The organism is Calothrix anomala FACHB-343 (assembly GCF_014696435.1).
Taxonomy (GTDB): domain Bacteria; phylum Cyanobacteriota; class Cyanobacteriia; order Cyanobacteriales; family Nostocaceae; genus Aulosira; species Aulosira anomala_A.
Map to the genome: position 1 here is coordinate 105171 of NZ_JACJQG010000017.1, position 12652 is coordinate 117822.

The following is a 12652-nucleotide window of genomic DNA, read 5'->3' on the forward strand; positions in this document are numbered from 1 at the left end:
TTACAATGTCTAAACTTAATTTTTACCTTGAGGGATGAGATTGTTGGTTTTAAATATCTTTTAAGAGATAAAATTAGCACCAGCATCATTGATGCAAAATTGGCATAAGCCAAAAATCCCAACAACCCCATTCTGAATTATTTAACACTACTGGGGACAGCAAATTTCAGGATATTTTTATGAAAGCAGGCTGGAAACGTATTGAGGCAACTCTACACGATTTAGGGACGAAAACTGCCGCAGACAATGCTGAAGCAGGGGCTTCGCCAAAGCGGCCTTTCTCTTTTAGAATCAGCGTTGGGGCAACTGAATCTAAAGATGGTGATGTCACTTCATCATCCCAGGAGCTAAATACACAAGGAGCAACAATCGATTTAAGTGCAGATCCCCAGGGTAATTTTTCTGACGCCGAAAATGGCTTTTCTCAACATAACCCAGTACAGGCTTTTTCGACACAAGAAACAGGTGGTAAAGCACCTAGCCTACCTAAATTTAAAACCCCTACTTTTAGTAATCATCGCCACGGTGCTAATCCAGGATTGGCAATGAATCTGCTGAAGGAGATTGAAGAACAGGTTGTAGGTTGGGAGAAAGAACTCAAAAATATTCTTAAGCAAATTCAAGATGTTTATTTAGAAGGGCCGATTGTTAATGGTTGGCTAGAATCCAATCCCCAGGAAACAGAACAGGGAGGAAAAGCCACCTTACGCCATGCAGAAGTCGATCGCCTGATGGACTATGTGGAAGAGATTTGTGCTACCAATGCCAAGTTATCGCAATCTGGGCGCACAGGTTACCGTCTGTGCGGTGTAGATGATACGGGTAAAGTTTGGACACGTCCCTGTCCCCCCGATCAAGTGGCTTCTGTGAGTATGGCGATCGCGCGTTACCAAAAATTACGCCAACTATTAGGGCGCAAGCAGTACTTGGAAACCCGCCTCAGTCAATTAGCTGAGACTTTGGTGATTTTGCACAGTCATATACAACAAGCGTAAAGTTCGTCATATTATTTCCGAAAAAACTCGGTTGGTGAGTCTGTAATTTTTGGGATAGATTGGCAGGCACTAGGTAAATATTTAATGTTGTCAGTAGGGGCGGGTTTATTTGTATTATTTCTAATCGGCGAAGATATCTGTGAACCCGCCCGTACAGTAGTCAGTAGTAAAGGCGGTTTTCATCTGTCCTTAACAAGACAGAGTTATTCAACTTTCTGCAAAACGACTGTACAGACGTAATTAATTGCGTCGCTGATAATTGACAAGTTAAGGGCAATAAAAATCACAACCACCGCTACCTATGCCAGATACTCAAATCTCTGCCATTATTTGCACTCACAATCGAGACACCTATTTAGGTGCAGCGATTGATAGTCTATTGGCGCAGGATTTTCCGGCTGAGTTTGAAGTTGTGGTAGTAGACAATGGATCGAGCGATCGCACTTGTGAAGTTGTCGCCAAAAGAGCCAGCAATCCCCGTCTTAAATATATCTTTGAACCAATTTTAGGGTTATCTGTAGCTCGGAATACCGGCGCAAAAGTCGCTAGTAGTGAAATTCTCGCCTATCTAGATGATGATGCAGTGGCGAGCGATCGCTGGTTGCAAGTGTTATATCATGCCTACCAAAATAATCCCAAATTAGCGATCGCGGGTGGTAAAGTTACCCTTATCTGGCCGCAAAATGTTTCTCAACCAAAATGGCTATCTCCTGGATTAGCTGCTAACTTGGGTGCATACGATTTGGGTGAGAACATCATTTATATTCATCAACCAGGTTTAACCCCTAGAGGACTAAACTATTCTATCCGTCGTTCCTTCTTGATAGAAATTGGCGGTTTCGATACCCATCTTGGCAGAGTGGGGAAAAATTTATTATCAAATGAAGAACTACAAATGACAGAATGCGCCCTCAAAAAAGGATGGCAAGTTGCTTATCTACCAGAGGCGCTAGTAGCTCATAATGTTGCACCAGAACGCTTAAATCGTTCCTGGTTTTTAAACCGAGGTTGGTGGCAAGGTATTAGTGAATGTTATCGCGAACAGCTTACTGGTAAAGCAGGTATCAGCCAATTGCAACGGGGCGGCGAACGATTTCTTAGGGGTTTATATAAAGCATTACAACATTTCCGCGATCCAGCAGAACGCTTTGACAAACTTGTTTACGCTTACGGTCAAATTGGTTATTTAAATGCTGCGATTCAGGGAATTTTTTCTAAATTCATTGAATAACGCAGAAGGCAGGAGGCAGAAGAAATAAGGAAGATTACTGATATTTAATTAATTCTTGAATTTAAACTACCTACTCTTCAATAACGAGTAGCCTATATAAAATTTTATATGCCATTTAAAATACCCGTTTCTGTATTAATTCCCGCTAAAAACGAAGAAGCAAATTTACCAGCCTGTCTAACTAGCCTGCAGATGGCTGATGAAATTTTCTTAGTAGATTCTCAAAGTCAGGATAATAGCATCGCTATTGCAGAGAGTTTCGGTACTAAAATTGTGCAATTTAAATTTAATGGTAGCTGGCCAAAAAAGAAAAATTGGTCTTTAGATAATCTACCATTTCGCAATGAATGGGTATTAATTGTTGATTGCGACGAAAGAATTACGCCAGAATTATGGCAAGAAATTGCCCAAGTAATTAATAATAATGAATATGCAGGTTATTATCTTAACCGTCGGGTATTTTTCTTAGGTAAATGGATTCGTCACGGTGGTAAATATCCCGATTGGAATCTGCGTTTATTTAAGCATAAACAAGGTCGCTACGAAAATCTCCATACAGAAGATATTCCCAACACTGGCGATAATGAAGTTCACGAACATGTAGTTTTAAATGGAAAAGTCGGTTATCTCAAAAACGATATGTTGCATGAAGATTTCCGCGACCTTTATCACTGGTTAGAAAGACATAACCGTTATTCTAATTGGGAAGCGCGTGTATATTACAATCTGCTGACGAATAGAGATGAAGGTGGAACTATTGGCGCAAATTTATTTGGTGATGCTGTACAACGCAAACGCTTTTTAAAAAAATTATGGGTACATTTACCATTTAAACCATTACTAAGATTCATATTATTCTATATTATTCAGCTTGGTTTTTTAGATGGCAAAGCTGGCTATATTTATGGACGACTATTAAGTCAATATGAATATCAAATTGGCGTAAAACTCTACGAATTACGCAACTGTGGCGGTACGTTAAATACCGAAAAATCTCCGCCATTACCATCATCTTTAGGGCTAGGAGCTAGGGGCTAGAAGGGGGACAAGGAAGACAAGGAGGACAAGGAAGACAAGGAGGACAAATGACAAATGACAAATGACAAATGACAAATGACAAATGACAAATACCCAATGCCCAATGCCCAGCCTTTTGTAGATTTACGCAAGTATGACCAATCATGGTTCGATCGCGGTCGTCCTGGTTGGTATATTTTGCTATGGTGGTTTGTACAAGCGATCGCATTTCCTCTGACTCCCCAACCGTTGAATAACCTCCGTTGTGCATTGCTGCGGCTGTTTGGGGCAAAGATTGGTAAAGGCGTATTTATCCGCCCTACAGCACGTTTCACCTATCCTTGGAAGGTTTCTATAGGCGACTATAGCTGGATTGGTGATGATGTAGTTTTATATAGCCTGGATTATATTTATATCGGTCAACACTGCGTAATTTCCCATAAATCTTACCTTTGTACTGGTAGCCATGATATTCATGACCCTGCATTTGGGTTAAAAACAGCTACTATTACCATCGGTAATGGCGTCTGGGTAGCAGCAGATTGTTTTGTTGCACCGGGGGTAGAAATTGGCGCAAATGCTGTGATTGGCGCTCGTAGTAGTGTTTTCAGTACAATGCCATCGGGACAAGTTTGTATGGGTAGTCCCTGTCGTCCCCATTATCCCAGATTCCCAGAATCTTCTAATTAGGCGTTAACTAATCCCTAAGGGACTTCCAGAAAATAAATTATCCAATTTCCGAGAGAAGATATTTTGATTTTCCCCCTGCTCCCTGCCCCCTGCCCCTCTGCCTACACAGTGATAGTATATTTTTTTAGTTGGAAGTCCCTAATCCCTAGCTCCTAGCCCCTATTTTCTTGCGAGAAACAAGATAATGCTGCAAATTCCGCGATTGGGGTTGAGTGATGATAGAAGATGGGCGAGGTGATACTGAATTGCGCAGCAGCAGTAAAGGAATGCTGAGAAAGCCTAAAATCATCACTAATGCCGTAATTATCCACACTGACAAGCGATTTGGTTGATAATTACCGCGTTCAATTTGCCAGAATACCTGATTGTATTGCCAAGCGGCTAAGGCAATGGTCAAAATGCCAATAATCACTAAAAAAATTCCTAAATTCTGCGAATTAAATAGAGGATGGACTTGTGGCTCTTTTTGTGATATTGCAGCATTAAGCTGATGTAAAAATAGACCGAATCTTGCGATCGCAAAACCAAAGCCAATCAAAGCAATCGAAGTCCGCAGCCAAGCCAAAAAAGTACGCTCATTTGCTTGATGCTCCCGTTGACGGTCTATTTTCGGCATTTTATCCATGCATTTCTTCCTATTCCAGCATCCCCGACTGAATATACATACGTGCTAGAACAGGAAAATTCATCTCCACAAGGGTACATAATCAAAAGAAAATTCTCAAAAACATATCTCCTGACAGAGACTTTAAAGCAGTCTAGTAAGCGAAAATAATCATCAGCAATCGATTAGGGTGATGCTATGTTTCGTCTAACTCAAATTATGCGGAACTTCTACCTTCGGCTAGAAGGTGTTTTTTCTGTAATTTTCCGAAGTGTAGGTAATTTTTTTCAAAGCTTCTTTGGTTTTTTTGCCAAACTGTTTGGATTTAGTGAATCTGGTTATTTTTTAGAATCAGATCAAGCACAAACCATTAAGCGAAGCGAAACTCCACAGTTAACTGAACCTAAACAAGATACCCCAACTCTCACCCCTGCCAGCAAGCGCCGCGCTAATGCCAAAATGGACTATTACCTCAACATGGCTCGCGATATTAAAAAGAATTAAGGCGCAGATTAACCGCGCCAAATATGGTAGCAGTTTGGTGATGTTCTCAAGTTAATTCCCAGAACAAACACCTCTGCACCTACTAATTCAACTCAATGTTTGTGGTGATGTCGCATAGCCTTATGGATTTTCTTCCATCGTTCTTTCTCAGCTAATTGTGCCCTTTGGTCTTGTTTACGGGCTGAGTATTCTAGTTCCTTTTGTAACTTTTGGTAACTGAGGAATCGAGAATAATCGAGTAGCTGTTCTGACAAAGCCTGTTGTACAGCACAACCAGGTTCTTGTTGATGCTGACAATCGCGGAAGCGACAATTTTGGGCTAAAGTTTCAATGTCTGCAAAAGTTTCTTGCAAACTTTCATCGCCCGCCCAAATTTGAATTTCTCTCATACCAGGGGTGTCAATAATTAAGCCCCCATTGGGGAGTAATATCAACTGACGCTGGGTTGTTGTATGTCTCCCTCGGTCGTCACCTTGGCGTACTGATTGTACAGCTTGTAGGGCTTCACCTTTAAGTTGATTGGTAATGGTAGATTTACCCACACCAGATGAACCTAACAAAGCTACTGTCTGTCCTGGTTGTAAGTAAGATGTTAAAGCATCCAAGCCTTGATTATTGGCAGCACTTAACACTACTATTGGTACACCAATCGCAACAGCTTCTACTTCCGCCAAGCAAGATTCCAGAGAATCACACAAGTCAGCCTTATTTAACACAATCACTGGATTAGCACCGCTTTCCCAAGCCAGAATCAAATAGCGCTCAATTCGTCTGGGGTTAAAGTCACCATCTAAACCCGATACCAGAAATACTGTATCAACATTGGCGGCAACAATTTGCTCCTCTGTTTTATTACCTACAGTCTTGCGAGAAAATTTACTTTTCCTGGGTAATATTCCCTGGATAGTTGCTTGTTTTTGTGACTCTTGTACCCGAATAATTACCCAATCTCCCACAGCAGGAAAGTCTTGGGGTTGAATCGCCTGATGTCTGAGTTTACCTGCAATTTTAGCTGTTAGTTCACCCTGTTCGCCGATCAGAGTGTAGGTATGTTTGTATTCAACAGCAACTCTACCAACAGTAAATCCTTGTTGGCGATATGGTTCAAAGCTGCGAGCAAAAAAGCTACTCCAGCCTAAATCATTTAAATTCACTGATATTTCCTCAATGTGTGCTACTTGCGCTGCACAAGGCTCACAGAGGAGACACTACCTAATTTATGGGAGATGAGCCGCTTCTCAATTTCCCAAATTACGAATTACGAATTAGATAAGTGTCTGTCAATTCTAGATTTCATTCCTGGAAGTTAGAGGATTGAACAAGAATCCCTGTACCTTGTGTCCGTTGAGTTGAAGTGGTTAATATCACCCGGACTGTTACAAACTCAGTCATCTTGCTTCCTCCCGACATACTACAAGGAATAATCTACATTATTACATGACCTGATTCCAGAAAAATCAATACAGAATATTAATCATTGCTTAATATCTGAGGGAATCAGGGCAAGGTGTTGCAAAATTTTTACAAGCAGATATACTGAATAAAAGAGGGTTAAAAAAACTTTCAAAGTTCTGAATAAAGGGGAGAAGCTAACTACCAAAAAAGCAGCTAGCTTCTGGCGTAATCTACCGTGTCTTTGTCTTCAGCCGTTTACTGCTCCATTTCCCATACTAAGCTTGTCATTTTTTTTTGTCAAGCTGTCATTTAAAAATGACATAAAAAAATGTCTTGCATTTCAGACTTCATGAGAGAAAATAAGACAAGCATGATATTTGAGGATTTCAGCATATGACTGATAAAAGACGCTCTGATGACTACAAGCAAATCAGTGGCTACATTCCCCTGGATTTAGCCCTGGAGTTTAAAAGCATTTGTGCCCGCTTAGGCATTTCCCAAAGCGACGCGATGGAAGAAATGGCGCAAGAGTGGGTAGCCAAAAAGACAGGTTCTCATTTTCTCAAATCTGGAAAAGCTGCTCCACTGACAATTGCCGATGTAGTAAGGGCTAACATGGCAAAACTTAAGTGCTGTGGGTTAAAAAATTTGCCAGCCTTAGCCAAAGGTGAAGTGCTACCAACACCAGGAGACTTTGCAATTATTACATCGGCTTTAGATATTTCTGAGGAAGACAGACAAAAAATTTGGCAAGAAACTTTTAAAATTTCCGTGTATCAAGATTATCCGGGTGTAAAAGTATATAGAAATTCTGGAGGTGTCAAAGAAGATGAGTGTGAGTATTCTTAGAATCCTCAACTTACCAGGGTGGAACTTTAAAATGTCTTACGATGGGGTCTCTATTTTTGCCCCAACTAAGCGTGATGCCACTTATATAGCTCGCAGTTACGGTGAGGCTTTTAGCGAAACCGCATGTAAACTTAATGGCAAAGTAAAAATTCAGTGGCGAGGCTGTAAGCAACCAATTGAATTTTTTGGGTGGATGGCTAGCGAACAACCGCCTACAGCGTCGGAAACAGCCGAAGGAATTCTGCAAAATGAGGGTGCAGTATTTTGCAGCCAATTGCGCGTACCATCACAATTGTTGTACCGTATGGTTGCGGCTGCAGAAAATGAGCGTCCGGTGAGCATCGTTAGACAAGATACTCGCAAGCAAATTATTGTTAACCAGCCAATGGCAGAAATGCTACAGACACCACCAGAAATTGCTACTCAAAGGATCATGACTCAGTTTTGGCTACCTGAGGATTTAGCCGAACTAGAACGCAGATTACACAATGATAGGCAATTTACTTGGACTTATTCTGCGGGATTGAATGAGAGAGCTTGGGCAATTCTCACCACGCAGTTTGAGGCTTTTGAGGTGGATGGTATATGGTACAGACAGGGAATCAGCTTGGCAAGTCCTCAACTAGTACCCATACCTCCAGGGGTGTTGGAACAAGCTTAAATTAACAATTTGGCTCCTTCACGAATTAGAAAATCATCAGGTGTATCATTGATTTTTCTATTTCGGGGTGCATTCTTTAGTTAAATTACCAGTATTTACGATCGCGTTTTAAATTTTCAGATTAAAAATTGCTGCAATCGGGGTATTTATCGTCATTCTCTTCAGGACATCTACCTAATTCTTTCTGAGAACCCCGATATGATGACAAAATAATTACTAATTCGTAATTCGTAATTAAGATGCAGAGTGGTCGTTTTAGGTGCGGAAGTTAACTGTTCTGACAATTGTGGATGTTTAGTTTTGGTAAATGCACCCTTGACACTCCATTGCACTGACCAAATTTACCTTGACTTTTACTAAGAAATCGTATCCATCCTTACAATTTGCTTTGTTCTTAGCTATTTTCTCCGTGTGACAGAATAATAAGCTGATGCACAAGGAAGATTGTGTCTCAGGAAAGGTTTTTTGTGGTGTTTGGTGTGGTAATGTTTTTTAGACAAAAAGATAGCTAAACCATGACTACACCAGAGATAGCAGCTTATGGAGCTTGGCGATCGCCGATTACTACAGATTTAATTACCTCCCAAACCATCGGCTTAGGACAAATTTGGCTTGATGGCGAGGATATATACTGGAGCGAATTACGACCATCAGAAAAAGGAAGGAACGTAATTGTTCGGTTAAAAGATGGTGAAGTTAGCGACGTAACCCCGGCTGGCTATAACGTCCGTACCCGTGTTCATGAATATGGCGGTGCTTCTTTTTTAGTAGTAAATGGCACAGTGTACTTTGTTAACTTTGCCGACCAGCGCCTTTATCGTCAATCTGCTGATAGCGCACCACAAGCTATCACACCAGAAGTAGCAAAACGCTATGCAGACGCTATCTTTGACCATCAACGCCAACGGATTATTTGCGTGTGCGAGGATCATAGCGTTACTGGGCAAGAAGCTGTCAATACTGTGGTAAGTATTGGATTGACAGCAGATAGTACGCCGCAGCAATTAGTCGCAGGTAACGATTTTTACGCCGCACCGCGCCTGAGTCCTGATGGTTCGCGCTTGGCTTGGCTAAGTTGGAACCATCCAAATATGCCTTGGGATGGTACGGAACTTTGGATAGCAGAAGTTCAAGCAGATGGATTTTTAGGCAAAGCCGAAAAAATTGCCGGGGGTAGAGAAGAATCTATATTTCAACCTCAATGGTCGCCAGACGGTACGCTATACTTTATTTCTGACCGCACAGGCTGGTGGAATCTTTATCGCTGGCAAAATCAGACTGTGGAAGCCTTAACCGAGATAACAGCAGAGTTTGGTAAACCTCTGTGGGTGTTAGGGATGCGCACCTATGATTTTGAGTCAAGCGATCGCATTATTTGCACTTATACTCAAGAAGGTATTTGGCATTTAGCAAGTCTCGATACCAAAACCAAGCAACTAGAACCACTACCAAATCCTGACACAGAAATTTCTTCACTACATACAACCCCTGGTAAAGTCATTTTTATCGGTGGTTCTCCGACTGAGCAAACAGCTATTGTGCAGTTAGACTTGGCTAGTAAACAGCTGGAAGTGCTACGCCGCGCCAGTGAAGTGAAAATAGAGGCTGGTTATCTTTCCTTACCCCAAGCTATTGCCTACCCTACAAGCGATGGTAAGACAGCTTACGCCTTATTTTATCCACCACAAAATCAAGATTACACCGCACCTGTGGGTGAAAAACCACCGTTAATTGTGAATAGCCACGGTGGCCCTACAGCCGCAGCTGGGACTAGTTTAGACTTGAGCATTCAATATTGGACGAGTCGCGGTATTGCAGTTTTAGATGTTAATTATGGTGGTAGTACCGGTTATGGCAGAGAATACCGTCAAAGATTAGATGGACAATGGGGAATTGTCGATGTTGATGATTGCGTTGATGGGGCGCGTTATTTGGTAGAAAAAGGAGCAGTAGACGGTAATCGCCTAGCAATTTCTGGTGGGAGTGCGGGTGGTTATACAACGCTGTGTGCTTTAACTTTCCGCGATACGTTTAAAGCAGGTGCGAGTCACTACGGCGTCAGCGATTTGGAAGCTTTAGCGCGAGATACCCACAAATTTGAATCGAGATATTTAGACCGCTTAATTGGTAAGTATCCCGAACAGCAGCAGATTTATCAAGAGCGATCGCCAATTAATTTTACCGAACGTCTAGCCTCGCCTGTAATTTTCTTTCAAGGATTGGAAGACCAAGTAGTACCACCTAACCAGACAGAAGCAATGGTAACAGCATTGCGAGTTAAAGGTGTTCCCGTAGCTTACCTTCCCTTTGCAGGGGAGCAACATGGGTTCCGACAAGCAGAGAATATCAAGCGTTCTTTAGAAGGGGAACTTTACTTTTACTCGCAGATTTTTGGCTTTGAATTAGCTGATGCTGTAGAACCTTTACGAATTGAAAACTTTTGATTATTCTCTTTCGTGCTGCGGCTGATTTTGCGGACGACGGAGAAACCAATACCATCCAGAGCCTTTACGAGTCAGCCAGGAATCTTCTAAATCGGGATTATAGTCAGGGAAATCGGAAAATTGATTATCATCATGGACGCGAATTCTCAAATTCTGACAATTTCCTTCAATATCAATTGTCACAGTCTGATTATCGCTCTGGTTTGGGCGTAAGAGGCTATCTCTCATAATGCGTCGGGTTCTCTCTACTCTATTACTAGGAAGACAACGCACTCTGACTAAAGAACTGTCATTAGGGTTATCTAAAAGATAGGGTAGTACTGAAGAGTCGCGATTTCTCGGAGTTTCGGCGCTGGCTAAAGAGGTGATTGATAGCAAGAGAATTGTACTCAAGCTAATAATTCTGGCTCCAGGTGGGCTATTCATGGTATTTCTTCTTAATTAAAGACAGTAATTGCCAGGGCGGTAACCCCGGCAGAGCATTTATTTAGAATTTCAAATCAAATACTAGTGTCAATTAGTAATAACTTATTTATTTTCTAGCAGTTGATTAACTTGCGCGCCTCTGCGACCAGTTTTAATTTCATAACGGCGGGTGAGGTTGTCTTCGTAGTTCATATCTCTAGCAGCTGCTGAGTTCACAAAAGCATCGCAATTTTTACCTTGAACTACTGTAGAGGAACTGCTGCTATTTTCTTCATTGCGGTTATTACGAGTATCTTTAGAATCGCTGTTATTTCGGCTACCTTGGCTAGCACCGCTACCGCTAACGCCAATACCTAAGAAGCTGACACCACCGCCACCGCCATCATTATGGCTTTGAGAAGAACTAGAACGAGTGCTAGTAGAAGTAGCGATCGCAATTTTAGCGGAACTGTTGCGGGTGTTGCTACCTAAACCCACATCGCTACATAATGCACGAGGATCATTAGCGAGAGTTTTCGGGTCAACCCAAGATTGATGATCCCCCAAACCTTGAATTTCACTGTTACCTACGGGATTGCTGGGAGTGCTAGGTGTAGAAGTGCTAGGAGTACCATTACCAACAGCTGCGCCAGGTTTAAAGATACCCGCCGACTGTACATCAAATGGCCCGGCGAATGCTGGTACTGTAGCGGTTAACAGTGCAGTAGCGGTAAGTAAAGAGCTAGTTAGGTTACGGAATTTCATAATCATTTTCCTTGATTTTCAGTGTTTGTCTTGGGCTTTCATCCCTTCACTTACTCATAGGTTGACCGAGAGAAGTTTATGCACCCCTTGGGGAAATTTTTTTGTAAATCCTGGGGAAGGGAAAGGGGGACAAGCAGGACAAGGGAGACAAGGGGGACAAGGAGGACAAGGGGGACAAGCAGGAAAAACAAATTACCAATGCCCAATGCCCAATGCCCAATGCCCAATGCCCAATGAATAATGACTATTGACCAAAAATTGGGATAAATAAGTGAATCGTCTTGAGGTTTTTACCAAACTATGCAGTACCCTTTAGAACTGACTTTTAAATTTTGGGCGTTAGCGCCGCAAATATCGATTGTTGATAGTCAAGGTAATTTGGTTTTCTATCTCAAGCAGAAATTGTTTAAGCTAAAGGAAGCAATTACGATTTTTGCTGATGTAGAACAAACTCGTCCGCTTTTTTATATTAAAGCTGACCGAATTATCGATTTTTCGGCACGTTATAACTTTAGCGATAGCGAAGGTAGAGAAATTGGTGCTGTGAAACGGCGAGGATTGCGATCGCTCTGGCGCGCCCGCTATGACATATTTGATGGTGAGACTAGCAATCTCACTATCCAAGAGAAAAACCCTTGGGTAAAAGTTGCTGATGCTTTATTTGCAGAGATACCAGTTGTCGGGTTGTTCACTGGTTATGTCTTTAACCCAGTTTATCTAGTTAGCCGCGCTGATGGTACTATTGTCATGCGGTTAGAGAAAATTCCCTCGTTTCTCTCCAGAAGATTTACAATTAAACAAGTCGATCAATTAAGCGATCGCGAACAAGAGCAAGTTCTTTTAAGTTTGTTGATGATGCTGCTTATAGAACGCAATCGCGGCTAGTTACAGTTAATACCAATTCAAAATTCAAAATTAAGAAATCTATATTTTGCTAAGGTTTCTGGATTTGGATCTTTTTCATGATTTTTAGTGAATTGGTATAACCCATATTCATGATTATTGTAGAGGAGACATCCAAATGATTCTCCTCAAATTATCCAATTTTGAGAGCAAAGAAATAATCCAATTCTTTCTCCTCTGCTCCCTCTG

13 protein-coding genes are annotated in these 12652 nt (G+C 41.6%); 9 read left to right on the top strand and 4 right to left on the bottom strand.

What is annotated here, in order from left to right:
* Positions 1–179: 179 nt before the first annotated feature.
* The 4 genes from H6G08_RS12200 (at position 180) to hpsU (ending at position 3933) form a co-directional block, all read left to right on the top strand.
* Complete coding sequence (locus tag H6G08_RS12200; protein ID WP_190542368.1) at positions 180–995, top strand: hypothetical protein; 816 nt, start codon at positions 180–182, stop codon at positions 993–995.
* A gap of 301 nt (positions 996–1296) precedes the next feature.
* Complete coding sequence (locus H6G08_RS12205) at positions 1297–2226, top strand: glycosyltransferase family 2 protein (protein WP_190542371.1); 930 nt, start codon at positions 1297–1299, stop codon at positions 2224–2226.
* 108 nt (positions 2227–2334) lie between these two features.
* Positions 2335–3264 (top strand): glycosyltransferase family 2 protein, encoded by a 930-nt coding sequence (locus H6G08_RS12210; RefSeq protein ID WP_190542374.1) that lies wholly within the window; start codon positions 2335–2337, stop codon positions 3262–3264.
* Positions 3265–3360: 96 nt separating this feature from the next.
* Complete coding sequence (gene hpsU / locus H6G08_RS12215; protein WP_190542482.1) at positions 3361–3933, top strand: hormogonium polysaccharide biosynthesis acetyltransferase HpsU; 573 nt, start codon at positions 3361–3363, stop codon at positions 3931–3933.
* A 145-nt stretch (positions 3934–4078) separates the two neighbouring features.
* Here hpsU and H6G08_RS12220 read toward each other — a convergent pair whose 3' ends face one another.
* A complete protein-coding gene (locus tag H6G08_RS12220) occupies positions 4079–4558 on the bottom strand; it encodes a YidH family protein (RefSeq protein WP_190542377.1) in 480 nt (159 codons plus the stop codon).
* A 177-nt stretch (positions 4559–4735) separates the two neighbouring features.
* Here H6G08_RS12220 and H6G08_RS12225 point away from each other — a divergent pair, with 177 nt between their 5' ends.
* Positions 4736–5041 (top strand): threonine dehydratase, encoded by a 306-nt coding sequence (locus H6G08_RS12225; protein WP_190542380.1) that lies wholly within the window; start codon positions 4736–4738, stop codon positions 5039–5041.
* Between the two features lie 92 nt (positions 5042–5133).
* On the opposite strand, the gene rsgA is transcribed toward H6G08_RS12225, so the two are convergent.
* Positions 5134–6195, bottom strand: a complete 1062-nt coding sequence (gene rsgA, locus H6G08_RS12230) for a ribosome small subunit-dependent GTPase A (protein ID WP_190542383.1) — start codon at positions 6193–6195, stop codon at positions 5134–5136.
* Positions 6196–6829: 634 nt separating this feature from the next.
* On the opposite strand from rsgA, the gene H6G08_RS12235 reads away from it, so the two are divergent.
* From H6G08_RS12235 to H6G08_RS12245, 3 genes are all read left to right on the top strand, one after another.
* The gene (locus H6G08_RS12235; protein WP_190542387.1) at positions 6830–7285 is read left to right on the top strand and encodes a hypothetical protein; all 456 of its coding nucleotides are present in this window, start codon (positions 6830–6832) and stop codon (positions 7283–7285) included.
* Positions 7266–7946 (top strand): hypothetical protein, encoded by a 681-nt coding sequence (locus tag H6G08_RS12240; RefSeq protein WP_096642581.1) that lies wholly within the window; start codon positions 7266–7268, stop codon positions 7944–7946. The genes H6G08_RS12235 and H6G08_RS12240 overlap by 20 nt, the downstream gene beginning before the upstream one ends.
* Positions 7947–8461: 515 nt before the next feature.
* A complete protein-coding gene (locus H6G08_RS12245; protein WP_190542389.1) occupies positions 8462–10390 on the top strand; it encodes a S9 family peptidase in 1929 nt (642 codons plus the stop codon).
* Here the strand turns inward: H6G08_RS12245 and H6G08_RS12250 are convergent, their stop codons facing one another.
* Both H6G08_RS12250 and H6G08_RS12255 read right to left on the bottom strand, forming a co-directional pair.
* Entirely contained in the window at positions 10391–10816 is a 426-nt protein-coding gene (locus H6G08_RS12250; protein WP_190542392.1) for a hypothetical protein, read from the bottom strand.
* Between the two features lie 102 nt (positions 10817–10918).
* Positions 10919–11560 carry a hypothetical protein gene (locus H6G08_RS12255; protein WP_190542395.1) on the bottom strand — a complete coding sequence of 214 codons (642 nt, stop codon included), beginning with the start codon at positions 11558–11560 and terminating at the stop codon, positions 10919–10921.
* 300 nt (positions 11561–11860) lie between these two features.
* Between H6G08_RS12255 and H6G08_RS12260 the strand changes: the two genes are divergently transcribed.
* Positions 11861–12445: an LURP-one-related family protein gene (locus H6G08_RS12260; RefSeq protein WP_190542398.1), complete on the top strand. Its 585-nt coding sequence runs from the start codon at positions 11861–11863 to the stop codon at positions 12443–12445.
* The last annotated feature ends 207 nt before the right edge of the window (positions 12446–12652 follow it).

Excerpts from the sequence above, each read along its gene's own strand:
- H6G08_RS12200 (WP_190542368.1), top strand. The coding sequence starts at position 180 with ATGAAAGCAGGCTGGAAACGTATTGAGGCAACTCTACACGATTTAGGG.
- H6G08_RS12205 (WP_190542371.1), top strand. The coding sequence starts at position 1,297 with ATGCCAGATACTCAAATCTCTGCCATTATTTGCACTCACAATCGAGAC.
- H6G08_RS12210 (WP_190542374.1), top strand. The coding sequence starts at position 2,335 with ATGCCATTTAAAATACCCGTTTCTGTATTAATTCCCGCTAAAAACGAA.
- hpsU (WP_190542482.1), top strand. The coding sequence starts at position 3,361 with ATGCCCAATGCCCAGCCTTTTGTAGATTTACGCAAGTATGACCAATCA.
- H6G08_RS12220 (WP_190542377.1), bottom strand. The coding sequence starts at position 4,558 with ATGGATAAAATGCCGAAAATAGACCGTCAACGGGAGCATCAAGCAAAT.
- H6G08_RS12225 (WP_190542380.1), top strand. The coding sequence starts at position 4,736 with ATGTTTCGTCTAACTCAAATTATGCGGAACTTCTACCTTCGGCTAGAA.
- H6G08_RS12235 (WP_190542387.1), top strand. The coding sequence starts at position 6,830 with ATGACTGATAAAAGACGCTCTGATGACTACAAGCAAATCAGTGGCTAC.
- H6G08_RS12240 (WP_096642581.1), top strand. The coding sequence starts at position 7,266 with ATGAGTGTGAGTATTCTTAGAATCCTCAACTTACCAGGGTGGAACTTT.
- H6G08_RS12245 (WP_190542389.1), top strand. The coding sequence starts at position 8,462 with ATGACTACACCAGAGATAGCAGCTTATGGAGCTTGGCGATCGCCGATT.
- H6G08_RS12250 (WP_190542392.1), bottom strand. The coding sequence starts at position 10,816 with ATGAATAGCCCACCTGGAGCCAGAATTATTAGCTTGAGTACAATTCTC.
- H6G08_RS12255 (WP_190542395.1), bottom strand. The coding sequence starts at position 11,560 with ATGAAATTCCGTAACCTAACTAGCTCTTTACTTACCGCTACTGCACTG.
- H6G08_RS12260 (WP_190542398.1), top strand. The coding sequence starts at position 11,861 with ATGCAGTACCCTTTAGAACTGACTTTTAAATTTTGGGCGTTAGCGCCG.